Below are 23,946 nucleotides of genomic sequence, written 5' to 3' on the forward strand. Positions count from 1 at the left end.
CCTTGATTTGTTGAACGGTTAGTCATAATATCAGCCCCATGAAGCAATCTGGTCCTTTCAAGCAATCCGCGAAAAAAGCCGGCGAGGTGTGTCCACGAGGCAGGCCGCGTGAGTTCGACACGGACACCGTGTTGAAAAGCGCGAGCCAGGTGTTCTGGAACCACGGCTATCACGCCACGTCGATCGACGACCTGTGCAAGGCCACCGGCCTGCTGCGCGGCAGTCTGTACGGTGTGTTCGGCGATAAGCACGGCATCATGCTCGCCGCTCTGGAGCACTACGCGGAAGGCTCGGTCGCGCGGCTGGCCGAGCGGCTGAACGCGCCGGTGCCGCCGGAAGAGGCGCTGCGCAACGCTTTGCTGCACTACGCGCGAGTCGCCGGCGCGCTGACCGGCGAGCGCAGTTGCTTCATCACCAACACCACGCTGGAAATGCAACCGGGCGACGAGGAACTGCGCACCCGGGTTGCGGCGATCCAGCGTCGTATGGCGACGCTGCTGGCGGCATCGGTGATTCGAGGCCAGGCGAGCGGCGCGTTCAATTCGACGCTCGACGAAAAAGCCGTCGGCGATTTCCTGCTGTGCGTGATGCAGGGGTTGCGCGTATTGGGGCGGGTCGCCCACAAGGAAGACGCGCTGATAGGGATAGTGGACGTCGCGATGCGCGCGCTCGTCTAAATTTTTTTACCTAATTTTTGAACGATCAGTCATGAAAAGCGAAGCGATCAAGTCCGCTCCGGCGGCATTTGTTGGCCCAGCGCGGGCGCTCGCGGGCGCCGTGACCTGTCCGGGGGCGGTGGCCGCCGGCATGGCTGCGGGCGTCTCAGCGGAAAAGGCCGCGAAAAAATCGGCGGAAAATGCCGCGCCGCACTTCGAACGCCAAGGGCTCGCGCTCGCGGTCCTGTTCGTCGGCGCTTTCCTCGCGCCTCTCGACTATTTCATCGTCAACCTGGCGCTGCCGTCGATCCACACCGGCCTCGCCGCCACCGACGCGCAATTGCAGCTGGTGGTCTCCGCCTACGCGTCCGCGTATGCGGTGCTGCTGATCACGGGCGGCCGTCTCGGCGATCTGTTCGGCCGGCGCCGCATGTTCATGACGGGGATGGCCGCGTTCGTGGCCGCCTCGGCGCTCTGCGGCTTCGCGACCAGCGGCCACATGCTGGTGATTGCGCGGATCGTGCAGGGCATCGCCGCCGCGGTGATGGCGCCGCAAGTGCTCGCGACCATCCGCGCGGTCGTGCCGCTGCATCAGCAGACCAGGGTGATGAGCCTGTACGGCTTCGTGTTCGGGCTGTCGTCGATTGTCGGCCAACTGGGCGGCGGCGCGCTGATCACGTACCACCCGTTCGGACTGGACTGGCGCATCATCTTCCTGATCAATATTCCGATCGGCATTGCAGCGTTTGTCGGTACGTGGAAGTTCGTGCCGGAGAATCAGCCTGCCACACGTACCGGCGTCGACCTGAAGGGCGTCACACTGCTGTCCGCGGTGCTGCTGCTGGTCATCTACCCGATGACGCACGGCCGCGAAGCCGGCTGGCCGGCTTGGACTTTCGTGATGTTCGCGCTCGCGGTCCCCGCGTTCGCACTGTTCGTGGCAACCGAGCGGCGCGTCGAGCGCCGCGGCGGTCATCCGCTGGTGGACCTGCAACTATTCCGCAACCGCGCGTTCGCGCTGGGGCTGGTGCTCGCGTTCCTGTTTTACTGCAATAGCGCGTTCTTCCTGACCTACGGGATCTTCCTGCAAACCGGTCTGCACTGGACGCCACTCGCGTCAGGCATCGCGATCATGCCGTTTGCAATCGGCTTCGTGATCGGGCCGCTGACTTCGCCTGCGGTGGTCAAACGCATTGGCGGCCATGTGCTCACGCTCGGTTTTTCGATGATGACGCTCGGCTTCACGATCACCGGCTGGTCCGCAACCCAGTCCGCTACACCGGATCTGCTGTTCTATGCCGGGCTGGTGTGCGCGGGCGTCGGCCACGGCTTGCTGCTGCCGTCGATCATGCGCATCGTTTTGCTCGAAGTCGCACCGGAGAAAGCCGGTCTGGCGTCGGGCGTGGTGTCGTCGACGCTGCAGATCGGGTCGGCGTTCGGCACGGCGGCGATCAGCGGCGCGTTCTTCGGCGCGATCGGCGGCAGCGCGGCGCCCGCTGCATACGCGCACGGGTTTCAGATCAGCCTCGCGATTAACGCGCTATTGATGTTCGTGTGCATCGGTTTGAGCGTTTTACTGGTGCGGCATCAGCAACTGGTGCTGCGCCGTTCCGCGCAGCCGGCTTGAAAAAACGACGGTGGTAATCGTTTTCAACCGTTGGTTTGCGCACATTATCGAGGCATTAAATAAAAACATAGTCAGCCCAATTATTTACCCGTGAGTTTTTCGTTCATAGGTGACTTTCACGTCGGGCTGCTGCGATAAATCCGTGCTGCATTTGAGCCACGCTAAGATATGAAGAATGTGCCGGGATTTTGTACTGAGTAGTGAGGCGGGCCCGCAGTAAATGGTTTTATAGTGCAGTGCGGCATGGCTGGCGTGTTGCGGCCGGCTTTCAGGGATTTTCCTGGTTTCAAACGACTTGGGCCGCGATTGAAAGCTATTCCAGCGTCCATGAAAACGGTATCAATAAAAAGCGCTTGCCGCATTTAAATTCGATTGTTAATCTTTGCGAACTTTAGAGTCCACCCAGTAGGTCGAATGTCGAGAAAGCCGGCGCGATGACTTAAATAACGCTCAAAGGTTCCGTAGGGGGATAATATGCTGACCGCTACCATTGATGCATTCCACACACCGGCAACCACCGACTTCAAAGTCGGCGACGTCGTGACGTTGAAAGCTGGGGGCCCACGCATGACCGTCACCTATGCAGGTCCGGTCGCCCTCGATGCGGGCCACTGGCTGGTTTGCGAGTGGTTCGACGAGTACGGCGAACTGCGCCGCGAGATGTTCTCTCCCGCCAGTGTGCGAGCCGAGCCGCGCTCGATTCCGGCTGGCTCCGTGCAATGGCAACGGGTTGGCCGTGCCGCCTGAATGGATCGAATGAGCCGAAAGGCGGTCGATGGATTCGGCCGCCTTTCGGGCTAACCGCTGCGGCCAAGTACTCGGACCTAAGCGGGCCCAGGCGGGCCAACCGCTCACCGACCGGCCACCTCCCGGCCAGGCCGCACCAGCAGAATCAATTTTCCTGACGGTCCCGCGCGGACGCGCGTTTCTGCACGCGCAGCATCAGCGCGGACGAAAACGCTCGCATCCCCATGAGCTTGCGCGTCTGCACCACCTCGCCGGCGACATTCTTCGGCGGGTTCGGTTGCAACGACCAGTAGAGCGCGAGCAGCCAGCCAAACCCGGTCCAGCCGACGCATGCATTGAAGAGCGCCAGCGTCAGCAGGTCGTGACGCTTGCGGCGGTCCGCGAGAATGGCGGGTAGAAAATACAGCGCCAGCGCGACCACCGCGCCGACAACCTGGACGATCACGTTGCCATGCATGAGAGGGCTCCTGATACGCGATCCATGGCGAGATTGTCGCGCGATTGGTCGATCCGCGCAGCCGCGCTCCGGCGCTTGCGGCGCGCCTGCATGCGCCAAGGGGTTCAGCCGATCGCGCATCCAGACTATCATGGCCGTTCCGACAGAACAGAACCGCCAGGACCGCCATCATGATCTCCGACGATACGACCCAGCAGGCGCAACGCCTGAACCCCGACACGCTGCGCGAATTCGTGGACCGCAAGTGGAACGACGAGATCGTGCCCGCGTTGACGGACTACATCGCGGTGCCGGCCAAGAGTCCGGCGTTCGATCCCGACTGGGTCAAGCACGGCTATCTGGAGCGCGTGATCACCGACGCCGCGCAATGGGCCGAACAGCAGCCCGTGCGCGGCCTGAAACTCGAAGTGATCCGCCTGCCTGGCCGCACGCCGGTGATCTTCTTCGAAACGGCCGCGACCCGTTCGGGCAGCGAGGAAACCATCGTGCTGTACGGCCACCTCGACAAGCAGCCCGAGTTCGACGGCTGGCGCGCCGACCTCGGCCCGTGGACGCCGAAGCTCGAGGACGGCAAGCTCTATGGCCGCGGCGGCGCCGACGACGGCTACGCGATCTACGCGAGCCTCACGGCGCTCGCCGCGCTGGACGCGCAAGGCATCGAGCGTCCGCGTTGCGTCGGCCTGATCGAAACCTGCGAGGAGTCCGGCAGCTACGATCTGCTGCCCTACGTCGACGCGCTGCGCGAACGGCTCGGCAAGGTGGGTCTCGTCGTCTGCCTCGATTCGGGCGCTGGTAATTACGATCAACTGTGGCTCACCACGTCGCTACGCGGACTCGTCGCCGGCGACCTCGAAGTGCAGGTGCTCGACGAAGGCATTCACTCGGGCGGCTACGGCGGCATCGCACCGTCGAGCTTCCGCATCATGCGGCAACTGTTCGACCGGCTGGAGGACGCCGCCAACGGCACGCTGCTGCCGAAGGGTTTCCATTGCCCGGTCCCGTCGGACCGTCTGCGCGAAGCGGAAGCGACCGCGCAGATTCTAGGCGACGACGTCTGGAAGAAACTGCCGTGGGCGTGCGGCCAGGACGGCCGCCAGGTGCTGCCCACCACCACCGATCCACAGCAGGCCTTGCTCAATTCGACGTGGCGTCCGTCGCTGTCGGTGACCGGCGCGGCCGGTCTGCCCGCGCTCGCCGATGCCGGCAACGTGCTGCGCCCGCGCACCGCGTTCAAACTGTCGTTGCGTCTGCCGCCGCTGATCGAAGCGGAAAAGGCCGTCGCCGAACTGAAGGCGCTGCTCGAGTTCGATCCGCCGTACAACGCGAAGGTCACGTTCAAACCCGACGCGGGCGCGGCGAGTGGCTGGAACGCGCCCGATCTCGCGCCCTGGCTTGCCACGGCGCTCAACAGCGCGTCGCGTCGCCACTACGGCGCCGATGTCGCATACATAGGCCAAGGCGGCACCATCCCGCTGATGAACGTGCTGAAGGCGGGCTTCCCGAAATCGCAGTTCATGGTGTGCGGGGTGCTTGGGCCGAAGTCGAATGCGCACGGACCGAACGAATTCCTGCACGTGCCGTACGGCAAGAAGCTCACGGCCGCGGTGGCCGAAGTGATCGCCGCCGCGCCTTGAGCGCCTTGAGTGCTGCGGCCCGGGCGTCCTGCTTCGCTCGGGCTTTAACTGATCCGCTGTTCAAACCCGTCACTTATACCGACCACTGAATGACCGATAACGCGACTGCTCAACCCGCCTCCTTCCGGATTCCGGCCGATCAACTGCATGCCTACGTGAAGGCGATCTGGGAGCAGGCGGGCAGCACGCCGCGCGAAGCGGAACTGGTCGCGGATCATCTGGTGGCGGCGAATCTGACCGGACACGACTCGCATGGCGTGGGGATGATCCCGCGCTATGTCGCGTCGCTTGCCGATGCGCAACTGCAACTGAACCTGCATGCCGAAGTCGTCAAGGACGCGGGTGCCGTGCTAACGGTCGAAGGCGGCAAGGGTTTCGGCCAGGTGGTCGCGTTCGAGGCGATGGAGCAGGGCATCGGGCGCGCCAAACGGCTCGGCATCTGCGCGGTCGGCTTGCGCGGCGCGCATCACATCGGGCGCATCGGCCACTGGGCCGAACAGTGCGCGCGGGCGGGACTGGTGTCGTTTCACTTCGTCAACGTGGCGGGCGATCCGCTCGTCGCGCCGTTCGGCGGCGCGGACCGGCGCATCGGCACGAATCCGTTTTGCGCGGCCTATCCGCGGCCCGGCAAGCCGCCGCTCGTGCTCGACTTCGCGACCAGCACGGTCGCCTACGGCAAGATGCGCGTGGCGTACAACCAGGGCAAGCATGCGCCGCCCGGCGCGTTGATCGATCACGAAGGCTTTCCCACGCTCGAACCGAAGGTCATGCACGAACCGCCGTTCGGCTCGCTGACGCCGTTCGGCGGTCACAAGGGTTTTGGACTCGCGGCGATGTGCGAGATTTTCGGCGGGGCGCTGTCGGGCGGCTTCACCACGCACGCGGACACGCTTGGCACGACCAATGCGATCATCAACTGCATGCTGTCGGTGATCATCGATCCTGCCGCATTCGATGCCCCCGATGCGCAGGCGGAAGCGGATGCGTTCATCGCCTGGGTGAAGGCTTCGCCGCTCGCGGCGGGCACTGAACGCATCTACGAACCGGGCGAACCCGAACGCGTGACACGCGCGCAACGTGAAGCCGAGGGCATACCGGTCGACCCTGCCACCTGGACGCAGATTCGCGAGGCGGCGCTGGCCGTCGGCATGAGCGACGAAGAGGCGGCCCGCTGGAGCGCGCTGTTGCGATAAAGGCGGCCTCGCATGCGCGGACGCGTCGTGGCCGATGCGCATGAGTCGATCAGGGTCATCGGCCCATCGAGCCGCGGGAAGCTCAGGCGATCAGCCGGAGCTTCTGCCGATCCTGCATCCAGCGTTCGAATTCGGCGACAGGCATGGCGCGGCCATACAGGAAGCCCTGCACGTAATCCACGCCAAGGCCTTTCATGAACATTTCTTCAGATTCAGTTTCGATGCCTTCGGCGACCACCTTGAAATCGAGTTCCTGCGCGACCGCCACCATCGAGCGCACCAGCGCTTGCGCCTTGGTGTCGGCGTTGATGGAGCGCACGAAGCTGCGGTCGAGCTTGATGACGTCGAGCGGAATGCGGCCCAGTTGCGACAGCGACGAGTAGCCGGTGCCGAAGTCGTCCAGATGAACCTGCGCGCCGAGCTGGCGAAACTGCGTGATGAGTTCGATCGCGGCCGCTTCGTCCTCGATCAGACAGCTCTCGGTGAGTTCGAGGTCGAGCAGGCAGGGGTCGAGTTCCGCATGCTGCAGCGCCTCGGTGAAATGCTGGACCACGGCGGGGTCAGCCAGTTGCCGCGCTGACACGTTGATCGCGACACGCAGGTTATAGCCGTCCGCCTTCCATATGGCCGCCTGCTTCGCGGCGGATTCCATGACCCAGCGGCCCAGCACGCCGATCAGCCCGGACTCTTCCGCATACCGGATGAAGTCCGCCGGCATGATCTGCCCGCGTTCCGGCGAATTCCAGCGCACCAGTGCCTCGGCGCCCTGCACCGTGCCGCTCGCGAGCGACAGCTTGGGCTGGTAATGAAGCGTGAGGTGGCCCTCTTCGAGACCGCGCCGCAGATTCGTGTCGAGCCACATGTATTCGGCGACGCGGCGGTTCATATCCGGCGAGAACACGCGATGTGTGCGCTTGCCTGCGTCTTTCGCGACGTACATGGCCGTATCGGCCGAACGGATCAGCGATTCGAGGCTGTCGCCGTGCTGCGGATAGTGCGCGATGCCGATCGAGCAGCCCGTGTAGACCTCGACGAGCCCGACGGCGAACGGCGCGCGCATGCGTTCCAGAATGCGCTGGGCGGTGGCTTCGAGTTCGCGCGAGGTGCCTCTCGCCGCGAGCACGATGAACTCGTCGCCGCCGAGCCGCGCGAGCGTGTCGCCTGCGTTCAGGCAGCCGCCGATGGCGGCCGACACGTCGCGGATCAGGTCGTCGCCGAACACGTGGCCGTAGTGGTCGTTGACCTTCTTGAAGTTGTCGAGATCGAGGAACAGCACGCCGACTTCTCCGTGCGGACCGGCGTGTTCGATTGCCGCGCGGATCTTGTCCTGGATCGCATTGCGGTTGGACAGGCCGGTCAGCTCGTCGGTGTTGGCGAGTTCGGTGAGCCGTTCCTGCGCGAGTCTTTGTTCGGTGATGTCCGTACCCGAGCAGATCAGGAGTGGTTCGTCGCCCCCTCTGCCGCTGCGGACGAATTTGTGGTGGAACAGAAACAGCCGTTCGCCGTGCACCGTTTTGATGCGCCGTTCCACGTCGTACGCCACGCCGCGGTTGAAGACCTCGGCGAAGTTCGCGCTGCCGGCCGCATCATCCTGGGACGGCATCAACAGCGCCAACGCGTTGCTGCCGATGATGTCGGCTTCCTTGATGCCGCTCAGTTCTTCGGCGAGCCGGTTGAAGCGCTGTATCTTGCCGTGCCTATCGACGATGACCACGACCGAATTGACTTCGGAGACGACCTGCTCGGCAAACGCGAGGCCCTGCGCCAGATCGCGCACTACGGACGCCGTGTCGTCGTAAGCCGACGCGGTGCCGGCCCACGTGTCGCGATTGACTTTCTTACCGACGAGATGCAGGCGCAACGGTTCACCGGCGAGGTGCACGTCGACGACGATGTGCGAAGTCATGCCAGTGAGGCAGCGGATTTGTGATGCTTGTTGGGGGTTCAGCGCAATCGCGACATTGGCAGGCACTGCGCCGGTCACGGGCGTGAGTTCGAGCGTGTTGCTGCCGGCCGACAGACGCCAGCAAGCGCTGCTTGTGCCGAACCGCGCATAAAGCACCTGGTCGTGTTGGTCGTCGTTCATGAGATCCCCGGGCGGTGTGTGCCGGTAGTCCCCGTCAAGGCGCGAGGCGGCATACAGTCTTCATACTTAAGACTGACCTCATTGTAGCGAAGCGGTGGAATTCGGGCTTATAAACATTAACGGTCGATCGTTCAAGAGCTTTAGGGGTTTTTTGGGGGGCAGGTGGGCGGCTATTCGTATTGGGTCGCGGGATTCGTGAACCGGGCGAGTTCGACGAGCCATCAGGATGCAGCGGTTCGCTCACCTGCATGCGCGCACGCGCGAAAATCCTAGAACCTTCGCGCCAGCAATGCGCGCGCGCGTTCCCTCTCGGCCGGATGGGCTTCCACCGACGCGTCGAACCAGAATTTTCCCGCGACGAGCGTGGCCACCACCACGCCATCGCGGAACAGCAGCCGGTTTCCCGCGACAGCCGGCACCCGCTCGCCGACGAGCAGCGTTCCAGCGAGATTCAACGGATCGGTCCCGGCGACGCACACGAAAGCACCATCGTTCGCATGCCGCCGAACTTCGCGCAGCACGGGAATCGCCTCGGGCAACGCAAACTGCTCGCCGGCCAGGCCGTTCACGAAGCGCCCGCCGCGAATCACGCCGCGCGCTTCGAGCCGTTGAAACACGCGCAGCAGATCGCGCCAGGGCGGCAGCCACTCGGCCTCGCGTTCGAGCAGACGCCAGAACACCACGCCATAGCGGCGCAGCAAGGTCATCGCGACATGCTCCAGCACTTCGGGCGGCAACTGTCGGCGGCGCTGCGATTCACGCTCCGCTTCCGGTTCCGTTGCAGCGCGCCGGCTCACGAGCGCCCAGCGGCCCGCGTCGTCCATCCCGCCGATCAGCGCGCTCGAGCGCGCGCGCCGCTTGCTGGAAAACGCATTGCGCTTCGCGACCGGCTTCAGCAACGCGCGCAAGCCCGCGAAGCTGTCGGAGTTCGCGAGGCCGGCGGCGACCAGTTCGCCCAGCGCATTTTCCAGTTCCATCCGTAGCACGCGGACGTCGGCGAGCAATTCGTCGAAGAACATCGCGCCGTGTTGCGACAGCGTGTCGTACACGCTCTGCGCGAGCGCCGATAATTCCGGCGGCCTGGACGTGTCGAGCAACGCGCGCCATATGCGCACGTGGACGCGCGGCAGCAGCACGATCGGCGTGCTGCGGATCGGGCCCGCCGCGCCGCGCGCGCGCTCGGTGAGCCGGGTCCAGACGATCTTGCCGGCGCGGCATAGTTCGTCGAGCGAAGTATTCATGTAGGCCTTCACACGCGCGGGCAGGATGTCTTCTTCCCATGCGCCGGCGGCGGCCTGGTAGCCTTCGAGCTGGTCGAGCACGGCGGCCAGCGCGTCGCGGCCTTCGCTGCGCGTGTCCGGGCTCAGATGCTGCCATTCGAACAGAAAGCGCATGAAGTCGTGCCGTTCCACGGGTTCGATTTCGCGTCGCAAGCGTTTGACCGTGTAGCGGTGAATCCGCGCGAGCAGGTGACGTTCGCACCATTCTTCTTCGGCGGTTTGCGGCGTGAAGCGGCCGCGCATCAGGTAGCCTTCGGCTTCGAGGCGCGTGAGCGCATGCTCGACCGATGCGGCGGGCAACCTCAACGGTTGCGCGATCGCGCTGACCGGCAGCGGACCGAAGCCGGTCAGGCGGGCGCGCAGCACGTCGAGCAATGCGTCGTCGGCGGTCCAGCTGTCGGCGTAGCCTTTCGGCGCGACAAGTTGCGGTGTGTAGGCGGCGCGCGGCGCGTCGGGGTAGAGCGCCTCGAAGCAGGTGAGGCGCTCGGCGGGCAACCAGACGGCGGCATCGTCGGCGATTTGCAGACGGGTCGCGCGGCCGGATTCGGCCAGCGACGCGAGCCACGCGGGCCAGCCTTCATGACTGCTCGCTTCGGCTTGCGTGATGCAGGCGAGGCCGGTCAGCGCCTCGTGCATCTCGTCGGCGTTGCGCGCCTCCGGCCACGCCTCGTCGCGCACGCTGTCGATCGCGTCGGCGTCGAGTGCGCCGAGGTCGTCGGCGCTGGCCGGATCGGTCCAGCGGCGGTTCAGCACGGCTTGTGTGCGACGCTCCTCGATCGGCGCGTCGTCGAGGTAAGCGTACGGCTTCGCATTGAGGATTTCGGCAGCTAGCGGCGAGGGCGCCGGCAGATCGCGCGCCACCAGTTGCACCTCGCCCTGTTCGATACGGCGCAGCAGCGCGAGCCAGCGTTCGCTATCCATTGCGTCGTGCAGGCAATCGTCGACGGTTTGGTCAACTAACGGATGATGCGGCAGCTCGCGTTCGCCGACCACGTTCTCCAGACATGCGGCCTGTTCGGGAAACACGCTCGCGAGCAGGTCTTCGCTGCGCATACGCTGCAGTTGCGGCGCGGTCTTGCGTCCGCCGGTGTAGCGCGGCAAGCCGAGCGCGGTGGTCGCGTTCCAGCGCCAGCGCACGCCGAACAGCGGCGCGTCGAGCAATGCCTGGATCAGCAGATGCTCGGCGCTGTTCGAATGCAGATAGCGCCACACGTCATCGAGCACGAACGAGTGGCTGCCGGTCAGCGACAGCACGATCGCGTCCTCGGTGGCCGCCGCTTGCAGTTCGAAGTTGAAGGTCCGGCAGAAGCGCTTGCGCAGCGCAAGGCCCCACGCGCGGTTCACGCGGCTGCCGAAGGGCGCGTGGATCACGAGTTGCGTGCCGCCGGATTCGTCGAAGAAGCGCTCCATGACCAGCGTGCTCTGCGTGGGCAGCACGCTGAGGGCCGCGCGGGCGCGGGCGAGATAGTCGACGATCTGGCGCGCGGCGGCTTCGTCGAGATCGAGGGTGTCGCAGAGCCAGCCGATCGCGCGGTCGATGCGCGCGGAGATGGGTTCGGCCCTGGACGTGGGTGCATATTGCGCTTCGGTTACGGCGCGGGTCGATATTTCCGCCGCCGCGGATGCGCTCACGGTTTGCGCTTTGGCCTTGTTTTTGCCTGTTGATTTCGTGTGTGTGGCCGCGCCAGTTCCCGTTTTAGCGCCGTGCGCTTTCGCGTTTTCCGGCGCTTGCGCTTCAGAACCGCTCCCTTCAAGCACGCGTCCAATCTCCTCGCGCAAACGCGACACCGCAAACGACAGTTCATCGCTGCGTCCTGGCGCCTCGCCGAGCCAGAACGGAATGTTCGGCGGCTGCCCCTGCGCGTCCTCGACCCGCACGCGGCCGCTCTCGATACGCAGAATCCGGTACGACGCATTGCCCAACTGAAACACGTCGCCCGCCAGACTCTCGACCGCGAAGTCCTCGTTGACGGTGCCGATGTTGATCGCCTGTGGTTCGAGCACCACCGCGTAATCCGCATTCTCGGGAATCGTGCCGCCGGAGGTCACGGCGACCAGCTTGCCGCCGCGCCGGCCGCGCAACGTGCCGCTCACCACGTCGCGATGCACGTAGGCGGCGCGCGGACCGTGGCGGCTCGTATAGCCCTCGGCGAGCATGCGCAGCACCGCGTCGTACTGCTCGCGCTCCAGTTCCGCGTAGGGCGCGGCGCGCCGCATCATCGCGAACAGCGCGTCCTCGCTCCATTCGGCGCTCGACACTTCGGCGACGACCTGTTGCGCGAGCACGTCGAGTGGCGCGCGTGGGATCCGCAGCGCGTCGAGTTCGCCGCGCCGCACGCAATCGAGCAGCGCCGCGCATTCGAGCAGGTCGTCGCGCGAGGTCGGAAACAGCCGGCCTTTGGGCATGCCGCCGACATGGTGGCCGGAGCGCCCGACGCGTTGCAGGAACGGCGCGATCGCGCGCGGCGAACCCATCTGGCAGACCAGATCGACGTCGCCGATATCGATGCCGAGTTCCAGCGACGCCGTCGCAATCAGCACGCGCAGGTCGCCGCGCTTGAGCCGTTGTTCGGCGTCGAAGCGGTGTTCTTTCGCGAGGCTGCCGTGATGGGCGGCGACGACCTCCTTGCCGAGCCGCTCGGTCAGATGACGCGCGACGCGCTCGGCCATGCGCCGCGTGTTGACGAACACCAGCGTCGTGCGGTGCATCGCGACCAGCTCGGCGAGACGGTCGTACACGCGCTCCCACACTTCGTTGGGCATCACCGCTTCGAGCGGCACGGGCGGGATTTCCAGCGCGAGATCGCGCTCGCGCACGTGGCCGACGTCGACGATCGCGCAGTCGGCGGGAATCCCACTGTCGATGCTCGCGCCGCCCACCAGAAAACGCGCCACCGCGCTCACCGGCTTTTGCGTGGCGGACAGGCCGATGCGCGGCAAGCGCCGCGCGCATAGCGCGTCCAGACGTTCGAGGCTGAGCGCGAGATGGCTGCCGCGCTTGCTGCCGGCCAGCGCGTGAATTTCATCGACGATCACCGTGCGCACCGTCGACAGCATGCGCCGGCCCGAGTCCGAACCGAGCAGCACGTAGAGCGATTCCGGCGTGGTCACGAGGATATGCGGCGCGCGCTTCTTGAGCGCGTTGCGTTCCTGCGGCGTGGTGTCGCCGGTGCGTACGGCCGTGCGGATATCGAGCGGCGGCAGTCCGCGGGCGTCGAGTTCCGCGGCGATGCCTTGCAGCGGCATCTGCAGATTCAGGCGGATGTCGTTGGACAGCGCCTTCAGCGGCGACACATAGACCACCAGCGTTTCGTCGGGTAAGGCTCCGCCGTTGGCCTGGCCTTGCTGAACCAGATCGTCGAGCGCCGAGAGGAACGCGGTGAGCGTCTTGCCCGAACCGGTCGGCGCGGCGACCAGCGTCGAGCGGCCGCCGCGAATCTGTGGCCACGCGGCGGCTTGCGCGTCGGTCGGGGCGGGGAAGGTCTTCCGGAACCAGCCGGCGACCGCCGGATGGAAGTCGTCGAGCGCGCGGTGCGTCGAAGAAGGCGAAGCGCGGTCCGCGACCGAGTCGGCAGCCGCGGAGCTGGGAGCCGCATCCAGGGCGGCGGAAGTCGTGGCCGAAGTCATGCTGGCGTAGATGGGGGCGGGGCGTGCCATATCCAGAGGGCGGTAAATAACGGCCCGGTTGCGAAGGGCAACAGCCAGTCTGGCAGGTTTTCGCGGGCTTTGCCGAGGGACCTTGGTTGCCGCATTTTCTTTTTGTACGCTGAGCCGATCCATGAAGCCGGGACGGCCGCGCCGCGATTTTTCGCAGGCGGCCAGATCGCGCTCGCTGACGGTCACTACCGTCGATCACCAACGCCACCCGGCGAACCGTAAGCAGCCTGAAACATCGGCGTAAACGATGGTTCGCCGAGGTCCGCGCGCCTCCTGCCGGATCGCGCCAATTGCAGTACTCTCTACCGCTCACCTCTTCACCAACCCAAGGATGGAGCTTCGACGATGCGATATAACCAGCTTGGCCGTACGGGTGTGTTTATTTCAGAACTATGTCTGGGGACGATGACCTTCGGCGGGGGCGAAGGCATCTGGAAGCAGATCGGCGATCTGCAGCAGGGCGACGCGGAGCGGCTGGTCGGCCGGGCGCTCGACGCGGGCATCAATTTCATCGACACGGCCGACGTCTATGCGGACGGCCTGTCCGAGCAGATTACCGGCCAGGCGTTGAAGAACCTCAAGGTGCCGCGCGACAAGGTCGTGGTGGCGACCAAGGTGTTCGGCCAGACCGGCGAGTTTGCGAACGCGCGGGGCGCTTCGCGCTATCACATCATCGACGGGGTGAAGGCGAGCCTGAAACGCCTGCAACTCGATCACGTCGATCTGTACCAGATCCACGGTTTCGATCCGGCCACGCCGATCGAAGAAACCGTGCGCGCGCTCGATACGCTCGTGCAGCATGGACATGTGCGTTATGTCGGCGTGTCGAACTGGGCCGCCTGGCAGATCGTGAAGGCGCTCGGCATCGCGGAGCGCCTCGGGCTCGCGCGCTTCGAAACCCTGCAGGCGTACTACACGCTCGCCGGCCGCGACCTCGAACGCGAACTCGTGCCGATGCTGCACAGCGAAGGCCTCGGGCTGATGGTGTGGAGTCCGCTCGCGGGCGGCTTGCTGAGCGGCAAGTACGGGCGCGAGCAGCAGGGCGAAGCGGGCAGCCGCCGCACGAGTTTCGATTTTCCGCCGGTCGACCGCGAGCGCGCGTATGACTGTATCGATGCGATGCGGGAGATTGCCGGCGCGAAGCAGGTGTCGGTGGCGCAGATCGCGCTGGCGTGGTTGCTGCATCAACGCGTGGTCAGCACGGTGATCGTCGGCGCGAAGAAGGTCGAACAGCTCGATGACAATATCGCCGCCACCGGCGTGACGCTGAGCGCTGAAGAACTGGTGAAGCTCGACAAGGTCAGCACGCTGCCGGCTGAGTATCCGGGCTGGATGCTGGAGCGTCAGGGTGAAGGGCGTCGCAAGCAGCTTGCGGAGACGCGGCGTGGGGCGTAAGTGCGGGATGGTTGGGTGCGGCGAGGTGTGAGGTGAGGCGCAAGAGGCGCGGGAGGCGGGGCGCTATGCGCAACGCGCAAGCTGCCGCGCCTGGCGCGCGGCGCGTGACGTGAGAGATTGAGTCGAAGCCGCGCCGCGCGCCACTCTGCGGCGAGAAGTGGCGCGGCCTGCCGTCTACCCGCTTACTGCGCAGCGGCTTGAGTTGCCTCAGCGGTATAAGCCGCCACCGCATCCATCGTGCGAGCCGAGTACACCATCGTCGCGCCCGCATTCATCGCGACCGCCACGCCCAGCGCTTCGGCGATTTCCTCGCGCGTCGCACCGTGCTTGAGCGCTTCGGCGGTGTGCACCGTAATACAACCGTCACAACGCAGGCTGACGGCCACCGCAAGGGAAATCAGCTCGCGCGTTTTGGCGCCGAGCAGGTCGGCCTTCTGGCCGGCGCTCGACATCGTCTGATACGCCTTCACGGTATCCGGCGACAGTTTGGCAATTTCGCCGATGCGGCCGAACAGCGCTTTGCGGTAATCGATCCAGTTCAACATGGCAGTGCTCCTTGTCTGCTGCGCGTCGGCGGGTGCCGGCGTCGTGGGACAAAGTATTGCGCTGGGTCGCGATATCCTGAATACTCGTTTGGCTCAACTTTTAGCGCGATCGTCTCATGGACACGCTCAGCCGACTGATCGACCTCGCGAGGCCGCAAGCCAGCCTCGATCTGCGCTGCCTGTTCTCGGGCGGGTTCGACATCGATCACGCGCCGCTGGAAGCGGGCATTGCGCCGTTTCATCTGGTGCTCGGCGGCGCGTGCCTGATCGAGACCGCCGGCGGCGCGCAGGTGCCGCTGCAGGCGGGCGACTTCATGCTGTTTCCGCGCGGCGCCGCGCATCGCTTGCGTGACGTGAAGCGTTCAGGCAGCGGCGCGCCGGTGACGCTCGGTCATGACGGCATGTTGCCTCTGCGGCGCAACGACGACAGCGAGCCCGCGCCCCCCCAATCCCACGCCGACGTCGATCTTCTCTGCGGCCGCTTTGTCTATGCGCCGGGTTCATCCGCGTTGCTGCTCAACGCGCTGCCCGATCCGTTCCATGTATCGCTGGGCGACGCGCAAACACTGGACGCATTGCAGACGGTGATCGGCCTGATGCGCACGGAAGCGGAGCATCGTCAGCCGGGCGCGCTCGCGATCGTCACGGCATTGAGCCACGCCCTGTTCGCGATGGCGCTGCGCGTGCACGGCGAGCGCAACCCGGCTACCTCCGGCGTGCTCGGCCTGCTTGCCGACGCGCGCCTGGGCGCTTCGGTGCAAGGCATGCTGAACGCGCCCGAGCGCGCATGGACGATCGCCGAACTCGGCGATCTCGCCGCGATGTCCCGCGCGACCTACGCGCGTCATTTCAACGAACGCGCGGGCATGACCGTGATGGACTTCCTCACGCAGATTCGCATGACGATCGCCTGCGATCTGCTGCGGCGCACGCAGCGCAGCGTCGCGGAGATCGGCGAAACGGTGGGTTATCAGTCTGAGGCCGCGTTCGGCAAGGCGTTCGCGCAGAGTGTCGGCGTGACGCCGGGGCGTTACCGGCGTCAGCCCCAGGAGGACGCCGCCGCGCAGAGCTAGCGCGGTGCACTGGATTGACCGGGTTTGCCAAACCAGCGCTGCTCGATCCGCGACATCAGCCAGGCCACCAGCAGCGCGCAGACCGTGCCGATCGTCACTTCGCCGAGTCGCAGCAAGGCTTTGTCCCATGCGGGCCCGATGCCCGGCACCAGCAGCATGATGGTTGCGGTGACGCCGCCCAGGCGCGCCGCGCTACCCACGTTCACGATCCAGCAGACCACGATCGCCATCGCCACGGTGGCCGCATAGGCGGCGAAGTGACCTTGGCCGAGCAAGGCGCCTCCGAGTCCGAAGACGCCGCCGACCATCGCGCCGATGAACTGATCGCGCGACAGGTTGCGGGTGTCGATATAGCTGTGCTGGCTCACCGCGATCGCGGTGATCGCGGCCCAGAAGGCCTGCTCGGTATGCAGCGCGCGGCCGATCGCGAACGCGAGACTCGCGCCGGCGACCGCCTGCACGGCCATGAAGCCGCCTTCGATCAGCCGCTCGCCGAGCGGCAGCGCCTTCAGAAAGGCAAATAGCGAATTGGCCGCGTTTGCCCTTGCTGTACGTCGTGAATCGTCGGGTGAGGTCATCGAAGGGAAGGCGCGTTGGCGCAGCATGAAGGTTTCGTATTCTAGCGACTCCAGTTTTCCACCGGCCAGACGTGACAAGACGGGCGACGCGGCAACAGCTATTTTTCACCGCCGCGCAGCCGGCGATACCAGTTCATCAACGGTGTCGCCGACACGCCGTGAATCACCACCGACGCGGCGACCACCGCGAGCGCGAGCGGCATCAGCGGCATCACGTCGGCGGCCGTGCCGTGTTCGAGCGCGAACGCGAGATAGTAGAACGAGCCGATGCCGCGTATGCCGAACCAGCTCATCAGACGACGCTGCGTCGGCGTCGCGCTCGATCCCAGCAACGAGAGCTCCACCGACACCGGCCGCACGATCACGAACAGCGCGGCGCTCAACGCGACCGTCTGCCACGTGAAGAGCGGCGCTTGCAGCGTGGCGAGCACATTGCCGACCATCGCCATCACCGCCACCTCGGCGATGCGCTCGAGTTCGATCGTAAAGCCCATCACCGACTCGGTGATATACGCGTGCGCCTTGCTCGGATTGGCCGCGGTGGCTTCGACGTCTTCGGAATCGACCGTGCCGATCACCTCGCGCGGCGACTGCCCGCCACTCGCGCGATGTTCGACGCGGCGCATCGCGACGCCCGCAGCAAACACCGCGAGAAAGCCGTATGTCTGCGCGAGTTGCGCGGCGCCGAACGACAGTTCGATCAATCCGAGCGCGAAGAAGCCTTCGAGGCCGAGCGCCTGCGCATGACGGGTGCGCAGCCAGGCCAGCGCGTGCGTCGTCGCCCAGCCGAGCATCCCGCCGATCGCGAGCGCGCCGGCCACGCCCCACACGACGCTGCCCGCGAGCTTCAGATTGAGCAATTCGGCGCCCTGACCGGAGGGCGCCGCGCATAGCGCGAGGCCGAGCATCGCGAAGGGCAGAGCGATGCCGTCGTTGAGGCCGCCTTCGCCGGACAGCGCGAAGCGCAGCAGGTCGTGGTCGCCGGGCGTGTGCACCTGCACGTCGTGGGCCAGCACCGGATCGGTCGGCGCGAGGATCGCGGCGAGCAACAAAGCCGGTCCCCAGGCAAGCTGTAGAACGTACACGCCGAATAGCGTCAGCAGTGCAATGGTCGCCAGCATGGCAAGGACGCCGAGGCGCAGCGGCACGGTCCAGAGCTTCTCCAGTACGCCTAAGCGTAGCCGCAGGCCGATGGCGAACAGCGACACGAGCAGCGCGATTTCGGTGATGATGCGCAGCAGTCGCGCGTCCACTGCCATATCGAGGCGCAATAGCGCGATGCCGGGCAGCCCGAGCGCATAGCCGATCGCGAGGTAAAACATCGCGGCGCTGACGGGCAGGCGCCGCAGCGTCGTTGCCGCGATCCCCATGAATACCAGTACCGCGCCGACTATGAGAAACCACAATGTTTCGCGCATGAATTCCCGCTGGAGGCCGGCATTGTTTCGATCAAGCCAGATGCCGGCCGGTTGAAAGGGGCGCGCGGTTAAGTGCGTTGCGTCGTGGCCCGGTCAAGAGGCCAGCTCAAGGCGCCCGTCCGAATGCTTCGCGCAGCTTGCGCTTGGCCTGCTGCAACGTGGCGCGGCGTTCCTTCGGCAAATTACGGCCCGCGCGATTGATGTAGAAGTTGAGCATCGACATTGCCGATTGATACGGCGTGCCCTTGCGGCGGCGGCTTTTCGTCGACGAACGCTTGAGCGACTGCGCGATCGACTCGGCGCTGCCGGTTTTGAACACATCGTGTTCGATATCCATCGCGTCGCTGGTCTCCATCACGTGATGCGACCACTTGCGCGAACTGGATGCGCCGCCTGATTTCGCAGCTTTCGCGCGATGCGCGGCATGCGCCTGCGCGTGCCGCTGGCGGGGCGGCCGTCCGGATCTACCGCGCGCGACCGGGTGTTTCGATTTGCGGGTGGGTTTTCGGGCGGCCATGGGTTTGCCTCCTTATCGCGCTATGTTTGCCGCTATACGGCGGAGTGACTGATTCGCTTGCGTGTCGAGTGCAAGGACGCAGCAAGACGCGCCGGCTGCCGCGAACGCGGCAAGCCGGGCGCATTGCGCGTGGACGTGTGCGCCTTGCCGACGCCCGGGCCCCCGCGTGGGCGCGGACTACAGCTTCAGTCCGCCGGCCTCGGGCGCGTCCGACGATCCCGGCCGAACTGCGCCGACGTCCATATCGTCGCGCTGCGCGTAACTGTCGCCCCAGTACGGTTCGCTGCCGTAGTACTGATGCACGGAGGTCGCCCACGTCTGGTCCGCCATCGACGGCCAGTGATCCTTGTCGAAACCCGGGGCGTTTTTCACGCGTTCCGCGATCATGTTCAGCACGAAGCATTTTTGCTGCGTGTCGAGCGTCAATGCGTGCCATGGAATGGCCAGCAGCTTGTCGCCGATGCCGAGAAAGCCGCCGCTCGACAGCACCGCATAAGCGACGCGGCCCGAGCGGACGTCGAGCATGATGTCCTTGACCTTGCCGATGTCCTCGCCGTCACTGCTGATGACGCGGTTGCCGTCGAGCGTGGCTGCCGCCATCACGTCCGGTCCGGGCCCGTCGGCGGTCGCGGCGCCCTTGCCGACGATGCGGGCTCCCTGGCTTTGCCCGATGCCGCTTTGCGTCTGTGACTGATTGAGCATGATGTGACTCCTCTCCAAGATGGATGTACCGGAGAGTTGAGCAACCGGCGTTCCTTCGCTGGGTGAAGATCGTTGCGGCGGTGAACGGAACCCGCTCATCAACGACACACGTAAAGCCTGCTCGCGCGTTTGAAAATATTTCGGCGACTCAGGCGAGTGGCCAAGCAGTGCCGCTCCATAGGCCTACGATTTGCGGCGGTACGAACCGCGCAGACCGCACTTCGTGCGGCATAGCGCTTGCTGAACACCGGATGGACAACGGCGTTGGCCATCGTCATCGCCGATCGCAAACGATCGGCATGATGCGGACCGCGAGCATCAATACGCCGCCCATCTACTCAAGGAGACTTCGATGAAATTTTCAAAAGCACTGCTGCTCTCGACACTCGTTGCGATGTCGGGCGCGGCGTTCGCGCAAGCGGGCGGTGGCAACGGCAATGGCGGTAACGCTGGAACAGGCGGCTCGGGCAATGCGCATGGCGCCGCGACTGCCGGGCCGACGGCGGGTGGCGAACCTGCATCCGGGGCGATGAGTTCCGGCACGCAGAAGATGCAGCACATGTCGAAGTCGAAAACCCAGGCGCAGAAGCCGATGAACGATACGACCAGCACGCCCGGCGCGAATGCGAGCAGCGACACGAAGGGGCAGTGAGCGGCGGCGGGCTCGTTTGACGAGGAAGTTTGACGCCCCCGGCACCCTTATCCCGGAGCGAGGGAGCGGGTGCCGACGCACCGGTGGACTTGAGAAGGTGACTCCGTCATGCGCTGTATCGTCGCTTGCTCAATGAGCCGACCCTTTTGCCTCACGCTGAGCAATCGCCGCGCTTGTCTGCGCAAGCGGTCGCGCGGTTGACGGCGCGGCTTTCCGTTTTGCCTTCGCCGCAGCCCTTTTTGCGCGCCACGCGCGATTTCTTCAGCAACGTCGTCAGCGACCCTTCGATACTGTCGGTCACCGCCGCGTCGCGCACGTTGCGGCCCTTCGCACCGGCCTGACGCGCGAGTTTCTCCGCGCGCTGCTGCGCATGCGCGAGCAGCGCGGCAAGCGCGGCTTCGTCCATTTTCAACCCGCGTCGCGAGCGGCCAGGCTGCAGGCTTTGCAACTCGTCCGCTTCGAACGCGCTGATCACTGCGGGATGGATGTAGCAACGGCGGCAGACGGCCGGCGTATTGCGCAGCAAGGCCGCCACGTCCTTGATGGTCGCGACGATATGTCGGCGCGCTTCCGTCGCGCTGCTGCACATCAGCCGCCGCAGCGCGGCCAGCGCGTAGACGCTGCCGGCCCACGTCCGATAGTCCTTCGCAGTGAAATCCGCGCCGCTCGCACGGCGCAGATAGTCGTTGATGTCGGCCGAGCCGACGGTGTGGCGCGTGCCGTCCTCGTCGAGATACTGGAACAGGTCGTGACCCGGCAAGTCGGCGCAGCGGCGCACGATGCGTTTGATGCGCGGGTTGTCGACCGTCACGTCGTGCTCGATGCCGCTCTTGCCGCGAAACTTGAAGCGCAACTGGCCCGCTTCGATCTTCACATGCTTCTTGCGCAGCGTCGTCAATCCGTATGACTGGTTATCGCGCGCGTATTCGACGCTGCCGATGCGGATCAGCGTGGTGTCCAGCAATTGCACGATCGTCGCGATCACTTTGTCGCACGGCATGCCCGGCAGCTTGAGATCGCGGGCGACACGCGCGCGAATCTTCGGCAGTGCGCGGCCGAACTCGGCCATGCGCTCGTATTTATCGGCATCGCGCGTTTCGCGCCAGCGCGGGTGATAGCGGTACTGCTTGCGGCCGCGCGCGTCGCGGCCCGTCGCCTGCAAATGGCCGCGCGGATCGGCGCAGATCCATACATCCTCGTAAGCGGGAGGAATGGCGAGCGCGTTGATGCGCCTGATGTCGTCTTCGTCGACGATGCGCTTGCCCGCGGCGTCGAAGTACGCGAAGCCGTCTTTTTCGCGCACGCGCGAGTAGCCGGGCCGCGTGTCGTCGGCATGCCGCAGACCCGGCGGCATCGCGAGCGGGGCGGATTGTTTCGCGTCGTCGTCCATCGCTTCGGGACGGCGTGGCATCGAAGAGGTCGTGGCGGCCATCGTTGCAGGTAGAAGTTTCAAGCAGTTTCAGCCATGAGGCGCGCGCGGCGCCGGTGATTGGCTGCTAGCAAAGGCAATGCCCAACGCGTCCAGCCGCGCGCCGTTTCATCACGCGGCGTGAACGCGGCGTGATGCGGCGGAACGGTCCTTGCGCACTGCAGTGGTGACCCACGAATCAATGAGAGCGCCATGAGCAGCACGCTGAACGATGAAGAGCCGCAACAGGGGGTGAAGCAAACCTCCGGCACCATCGGCGCGCTCGGCCCGAGCGATTCGTCCGATAGCGGCAGCGACGTCGCGGGTGCGAAACGACATGTTTTCGATGTCGACTCGGAACTGGACAATCACGCGCTCGAAACCGGCGACGGCGAACTCGGCAGCGACACGGATCGCGCCGGCACCGGCGAGCGCGCGGCCGCCGACGGCGATTCGACGCTGACAGCGGATCAGGATCTCGAACCCGACCGGGTGATCGATCCGCTCGCGCCGGATGACGACGACGGTCTCGACGTGGACCCGACCGGTCTTTGAGGCGCGCTTGAGAAAGCGTTCGGCGCAAGACAGCAGATGGGCACGTCTTTTGCTGAACACCGATGAACAAGCGGAACAGGCGGCGGCTTCGCGCAATGCGCCCGGTCCCCGCCTCACAGGAAGGAGAGTATGCATGGCTAGCACGCTGAATGGTTGCAAGGTGGCAGTACTCGCGGTCGATGGTTTCGAGCAGGCCGAATTGGTCGAACCGAAGCGCGCGCTCGCGCAAGCGGGTGCCACGGTCCACGTCATCTCAGCGAAGCCCGGCAAGATCCAGGGTTTCAGGCACGTCGACAAAGGCGACACCGTCGATGTCGATTCGACCTTCGACAAGGCGCGCGCGGACGACTACGACGCGGTGGTGTTGCCGGGCGGCGTAGTGAACAGTGACGCGATTCGTCTGCTGCCGCACGCACAAGCGTTCATCAAGGCCGCCGACAGCGCGAAGAAGCCGATCGCGGTGATTTGTCACGGTGCGTGGCTGCCGGTGTCGGCGGGCATCATCAAGGGACGCACGGTCACGAGCTGGCCGAGTCTGCAAGACGATATTCGCAACGCGGGCGGCACATGGGTGGATCAGGAAGTGGTCGAAGACGGCAATCTGATTTCAAGCCGCAAGCCCGACGATCTTCCCGCTTTTAACAAGACGCTGATCGCGCAGTTGTCCAGGCGCAAGGCCGCTTGAGCGGAGCCGATAGACAAGCGCGCAGTACGAAGACCGGGCTGCGCGCGTCGAATCAGCCCGCCTTCGCCGTGGCGTCGAACAGGGAGAAAATGCATGAAATTCCGGTATTCCCTACAAGTAATGACTGTCGCATTGGGTTTGAACGCGGCATGCCTCGGCGCGGCGTACGCGCAGGCCAGCGATGCGCCCGCGAGCGACGCGCCGGTCAGCAGCACCAGGCTTTCGCCGGCCGATCAGCAGTTCGTGCTGGACGCGTCGAAGGCGGACGCCACCGAAATCGCGGCCAGCAAGATCGCGCTGAAAAATTCCAACGATCCGCACGTGCGTAAATTCGCGCAGCAGATGATCGCCGACCATACGAAGCTATCGCATGGGATGGCGACGCTCGTCGCGAAGAAGGGCTTCACGCCGTCGCCGGGCGCGGATTCAGCGTTGGTCGGCAAGCTGCAAAGCCTGAAGGGCAAGGAATTCGATCAGGCTTACGTGGAGCAGATCGGGGTGGAAGCCCATCAGCGCGCGGTCGATCTGTTCGAGCAGGAAAGCCAGAGCGGCACCGACTCGCAATTGAAGGCCGCGGCCGCGCACGCGCTGCCGACCATCAAACATCACCTCGCGATGGCGCAGCAACTCGCCGGCGACATGAAGGGCTCGTCATGAACGCGATCCTGCCGCGGCCGGCCTATGAGGACTCCCTTATGCAGATCAATTTTCCGGACGACAAGCCGGCCTTCGACGGCGCTAACCTGGTGGTTCGCTTCATGGCGCGGGTCGACGGCGAGGCGGTGGTGTGCGCCATTACCGCCGAGGCGCTGGAAGATCACTTCGGCGCCGACTCCGCGCTCGAAGCGGCGTTGATGGAGGCGTTCGACAAAGGCCGGCAGCGCATCCGCTCGGTTTGTGCCGAAGCGCTCGACCAGAACCACGGAGAAGGCGTGGTGTTACATAGTGGACTGTTCAGAGTGGAAGGCATGGAATCCGATCGCGGCGCCACGGCGTAGTGCCGGCGTGTGTCGTCGCGCGAGCGCGCGATTGCGGCGCGGCAGAGCGCGGCATATCGCGACGGCACGGTCCGCAAACGCCA

At 65.4% G+C, this 23,946-nt stretch carries 21 protein-coding genes; 12 read left to right on the top strand and 9 right to left on the bottom strand.

The features are described 5' to 3' along the window. Positions 1-38: 38 nt before the first annotated feature. From FVF58_RS07420 to FVF58_RS07430, 3 genes are all read left to right on the top strand, one after another. Complete coding sequence (locus FVF58_RS07420; protein ID WP_149669254.1) at positions 39-677, top strand: TetR/AcrR family transcriptional regulator; 639 nt, start codon at positions 39-41, stop codon at positions 675-677. A 31-nt stretch (positions 678-708) separates the two neighbouring features. Then, positions 709-2,283 carry an MFS transporter gene (locus FVF58_RS07425; protein ID WP_149669255.1) on the top strand — a complete coding sequence of 525 codons (1,575 nt, stop codon included), beginning with the start codon at positions 709-711 and terminating at the stop codon, positions 2,281-2,283. A gap of 474 nt (positions 2,284-2,757) precedes the next feature. Then, positions 2,758-3,030: a YodC family protein gene (locus tag FVF58_RS07430; RefSeq protein WP_149669256.1), complete on the top strand. Its 273-nt coding sequence runs from the start codon at positions 2,758-2,760 to the stop codon at positions 3,028-3,030. A gap of 145 nt (positions 3,031-3,175) precedes the next feature. Here FVF58_RS07430 and FVF58_RS07435 read toward each other — a convergent pair whose 3' ends face one another. Continuing rightward, a complete protein-coding gene (locus tag FVF58_RS07435; RefSeq protein ID WP_149669257.1) occupies positions 3,176-3,487 on the bottom strand; it encodes a superinfection immunity protein in 312 nt (103 codons plus the stop codon). 170 nt (positions 3,488-3,657) lie between these two features. On the opposite strand from FVF58_RS07435, the gene FVF58_RS07440 reads away from it, so the two are divergent. Together FVF58_RS07440 and FVF58_RS07445 are read left to right on the top strand one after the other, a co-directional pair. Continuing rightward, positions 3,658-5,121 carry a M20 family metallopeptidase gene (locus tag FVF58_RS07440; RefSeq protein WP_149669258.1) on the top strand — a complete coding sequence of 488 codons (1,464 nt, stop codon included), beginning with the start codon at positions 3,658-3,660 and terminating at the stop codon, positions 5,119-5,121. 89 nt (positions 5,122-5,210) lie between these two features. Continuing rightward, positions 5,211-6,314 carry a malate/lactate/ureidoglycolate dehydrogenase gene (locus FVF58_RS07445; RefSeq protein ID WP_149669259.1) on the top strand — a complete coding sequence of 368 codons (1,104 nt, stop codon included), beginning with the start codon at positions 5,211-5,213 and terminating at the stop codon, positions 6,312-6,314. Positions 6,315-6,396: 82 nt separating this feature from the next. On the opposite strand, the gene pdeR is transcribed toward FVF58_RS07445, so the two are convergent. After that, positions 6,397-8,400 carry a cyclic di-GMP phosphodiesterase gene (pdeR, locus tag FVF58_RS07450; protein ID WP_149669260.1) on the bottom strand — a complete coding sequence of 668 codons (2,004 nt, stop codon included), beginning with the start codon at positions 8,398-8,400 and terminating at the stop codon, positions 6,397-6,399. A gap of 269 nt (positions 8,401-8,669) precedes the next feature. After that, the gene (locus FVF58_RS07455; protein WP_149669261.1) at positions 8,670-13,337 is read right to left on the bottom strand and encodes a DEAD/DEAH box helicase; all 4,668 of its coding nucleotides are present in this window, start codon (positions 13,335-13,337) and stop codon (positions 8,670-8,672) included. Positions 13,338-13,682: 345 nt separating this feature from the next. Between FVF58_RS07455 and FVF58_RS07460 the strand changes: the two genes are divergently transcribed. Then, complete coding sequence (locus FVF58_RS07460; RefSeq protein WP_149669262.1) at positions 13,683-14,732, top strand: aldo/keto reductase; 1,050 nt, start codon at positions 13,683-13,685, stop codon at positions 14,730-14,732. 182 nt (positions 14,733-14,914) lie between these two features. Here the strand turns inward: FVF58_RS07460 and FVF58_RS07465 are convergent, their stop codons facing one another. Beyond that, complete coding sequence (locus FVF58_RS07465) at positions 14,915-15,277, bottom strand: carboxymuconolactone decarboxylase family protein (protein WP_149669263.1); 363 nt, start codon at positions 15,275-15,277, stop codon at positions 14,915-14,917. Between the two features lie 116 nt (positions 15,278-15,393). On the opposite strand from FVF58_RS07465, the gene FVF58_RS07470 reads away from it, so the two are divergent. Continuing rightward, positions 15,394-16,350 (top strand): cupin domain-containing protein, encoded by a 957-nt coding sequence (locus tag FVF58_RS07470; protein ID WP_149669264.1) that lies wholly within the window; start codon positions 15,394-15,396, stop codon positions 16,348-16,350. Here the strand turns inward: FVF58_RS07470 and FVF58_RS07475 are convergent. The 4 genes from FVF58_RS07475 to FVF58_RS07490 form a co-directional block, all read right to left on the bottom strand. Beyond that, positions 16,347-16,928 (bottom strand): FUSC family protein, encoded by a 582-nt coding sequence (locus FVF58_RS07475; protein WP_149669488.1) that lies wholly within the window; start codon positions 16,926-16,928, stop codon positions 16,347-16,349. The two genes, FVF58_RS07470 and FVF58_RS07475, sit on opposite strands and share 4 nt — an antisense overlap. A gap of 98 nt (positions 16,929-17,026) precedes the next feature. Next, positions 17,027-18,346: a cation:proton antiporter gene (locus FVF58_RS07480; protein WP_149669265.1), complete on the bottom strand. Its 1,320-nt coding sequence runs from the start codon at positions 18,344-18,346 to the stop codon at positions 17,027-17,029. 106 nt (positions 18,347-18,452) lie between these two features. After that, positions 18,453-18,863 (bottom strand): DUF3175 domain-containing protein, encoded by a 411-nt coding sequence (locus FVF58_RS07485; protein ID WP_149669266.1) that lies wholly within the window; start codon positions 18,861-18,863, stop codon positions 18,453-18,455. A gap of 177 nt (positions 18,864-19,040) precedes the next feature. Beyond that, positions 19,041-19,565 (bottom strand): PRC-barrel domain-containing protein, encoded by a 525-nt coding sequence (locus tag FVF58_RS07490; RefSeq protein ID WP_149669267.1) that lies wholly within the window; start codon positions 19,563-19,565, stop codon positions 19,041-19,043. 352 nt (positions 19,566-19,917) lie between these two features. On the opposite strand from FVF58_RS07490, the gene FVF58_RS07495 reads away from it, so the two are divergent. Then, on the top strand, positions 19,918-20,217 hold the full coding sequence (locus tag FVF58_RS07495; RefSeq protein ID WP_149669268.1) for a hypothetical protein: 300 nt from the start codon (positions 19,918-19,920) through the stop codon (positions 20,215-20,217). A gap of 151 nt (positions 20,218-20,368) precedes the next feature. Here the strand turns inward: FVF58_RS07495 and FVF58_RS07500 are convergent, their stop codons facing one another. Further along, positions 20,369-21,670 carry a DNA topoisomerase IB gene (locus tag FVF58_RS07500; RefSeq protein WP_425468932.1) on the bottom strand — a complete coding sequence of 434 codons (1,302 nt, stop codon included), beginning with the start codon at positions 21,668-21,670 and terminating at the stop codon, positions 20,369-20,371. Positions 21,671-21,838: 168 nt separating this feature from the next. Here FVF58_RS07500 and FVF58_RS51255 point away from each other — a divergent pair, with 168 nt between their 5' ends. The 4 genes from FVF58_RS51255 (at position 21,839) to FVF58_RS07520 (ending at position 23,863) form a co-directional block, all read left to right on the top strand. Then, positions 21,839-22,180 (top strand): chemotaxis protein, encoded by a 342-nt coding sequence (locus FVF58_RS51255; protein WP_188130739.1) that lies wholly within the window; start codon positions 21,839-21,841, stop codon positions 22,178-22,180. A 133-nt stretch (positions 22,181-22,313) separates the two neighbouring features. Further along, the gene (locus FVF58_RS07510) at positions 22,314-22,865 is read left to right on the top strand and encodes a type 1 glutamine amidotransferase domain-containing protein (RefSeq protein WP_149669269.1); all 552 of its coding nucleotides are present in this window, start codon (positions 22,314-22,316) and stop codon (positions 22,863-22,865) included. A 93-nt stretch (positions 22,866-22,958) separates the two neighbouring features. Beyond that, the gene (locus FVF58_RS07515; RefSeq protein WP_149669270.1) at positions 22,959-23,522 is read left to right on the top strand and encodes a DUF4142 domain-containing protein; all 564 of its coding nucleotides are present in this window, start codon (positions 22,959-22,961) and stop codon (positions 23,520-23,522) included. Continuing rightward, positions 23,519-23,863, top strand: a complete 345-nt coding sequence (locus FVF58_RS07520; protein WP_149669271.1) for a DUF1488 family protein — start codon at positions 23,519-23,521, stop codon at positions 23,861-23,863. The genes FVF58_RS07515 and FVF58_RS07520 overlap by 4 nt, the downstream gene beginning before the upstream one ends. Positions 23,864-23,946: the final 83 nt, after the last annotated feature.

The sequence above is a fragment of the Paraburkholderia panacisoli genome, from assembly GCF_008369935.1.
In the GTDB taxonomy this organism is placed as follows: Bacteria; Pseudomonadota; Gammaproteobacteria; order Burkholderiales; family Burkholderiaceae; genus Paraburkholderia; species Paraburkholderia panacisoli.

Coding starts and splice junctions, on each gene's coding strand:
- FVF58_RS07420 (WP_149669254.1), top strand. CDS start 39: ATGAAGCAATCTGGTCCTTTCAAGCAATCCGCGAAAAAAGCCGGCGAG.
- FVF58_RS07425 (WP_149669255.1), top strand. CDS start 709: ATGAAAAGCGAAGCGATCAAGTCCGCTCCGGCGGCATTTGTTGGCCCA.
- FVF58_RS07430 (WP_149669256.1), top strand. CDS start 2,758: ATGCTGACCGCTACCATTGATGCATTCCACACACCGGCAACCACCGAC.
- FVF58_RS07435 (WP_149669257.1), bottom strand. CDS start 3,487: ATGCATGGCAACGTGATCGTCCAGGTTGTCGGCGCGGTGGTCGCGCTG.
- FVF58_RS07440 (WP_149669258.1), top strand. CDS start 3,658: ATGATCTCCGACGATACGACCCAGCAGGCGCAACGCCTGAACCCCGAC.
- FVF58_RS07445 (WP_149669259.1), top strand. CDS start 5,211: ATGACCGATAACGCGACTGCTCAACCCGCCTCCTTCCGGATTCCGGCC.
- pdeR (WP_149669260.1), bottom strand. CDS start 8,400: ATGAACGACGACCAACACGACCAGGTGCTTTATGCGCGGTTCGGCACA.
- FVF58_RS07455 (WP_149669261.1), bottom strand. CDS start 13,337: ATGGCACGCCCCGCCCCCATCTACGCCAGCATGACTTCGGCCACGACT.
- FVF58_RS07460 (WP_149669262.1), top strand. CDS start 13,683: ATGCGATATAACCAGCTTGGCCGTACGGGTGTGTTTATTTCAGAACTA.
- FVF58_RS07465 (WP_149669263.1), bottom strand. CDS start 15,277: ATGTTGAACTGGATCGATTACCGCAAAGCGCTGTTCGGCCGCATCGGC.
- FVF58_RS07470 (WP_149669264.1), top strand. CDS start 15,394: ATGGACACGCTCAGCCGACTGATCGACCTCGCGAGGCCGCAAGCCAGC.
- FVF58_RS07475 (WP_149669488.1), bottom strand. CDS start 16,928: ATGACCTCACCCGACGATTCACGACGTACAGCAAGGGCAAACGCGGCC.
- FVF58_RS07480 (WP_149669265.1), bottom strand. CDS start 18,346: ATGCGCGAAACATTGTGGTTTCTCATAGTCGGCGCGGTACTGGTATTC.
- FVF58_RS07485 (WP_149669266.1), bottom strand. CDS start 18,863: ATGGCCGCCCGAAAACCCACCCGCAAATCGAAACACCCGGTCGCGCGC.
- FVF58_RS07490 (WP_149669267.1), bottom strand. CDS start 19,565: ATGCTCAATCAGTCACAGACGCAAAGCGGCATCGGGCAAAGCCAGGGA.
- FVF58_RS07495 (WP_149669268.1), top strand. CDS start 19,918: ATGAAATTTTCAAAAGCACTGCTGCTCTCGACACTCGTTGCGATGTCG.
- FVF58_RS51255 (WP_188130739.1), top strand. CDS start 21,839: ATGAGCAGCACGCTGAACGATGAAGAGCCGCAACAGGGGGTGAAGCAA.
- FVF58_RS07510 (WP_149669269.1), top strand. CDS start 22,314: ATGGCTAGCACGCTGAATGGTTGCAAGGTGGCAGTACTCGCGGTCGAT.
- FVF58_RS07515 (WP_149669270.1), top strand. CDS start 22,959: ATGAAATTCCGGTATTCCCTACAAGTAATGACTGTCGCATTGGGTTTG.
- FVF58_RS07520 (WP_149669271.1), top strand. CDS start 23,519: ATGAACGCGATCCTGCCGCGGCCGGCCTATGAGGACTCCCTTATGCAG.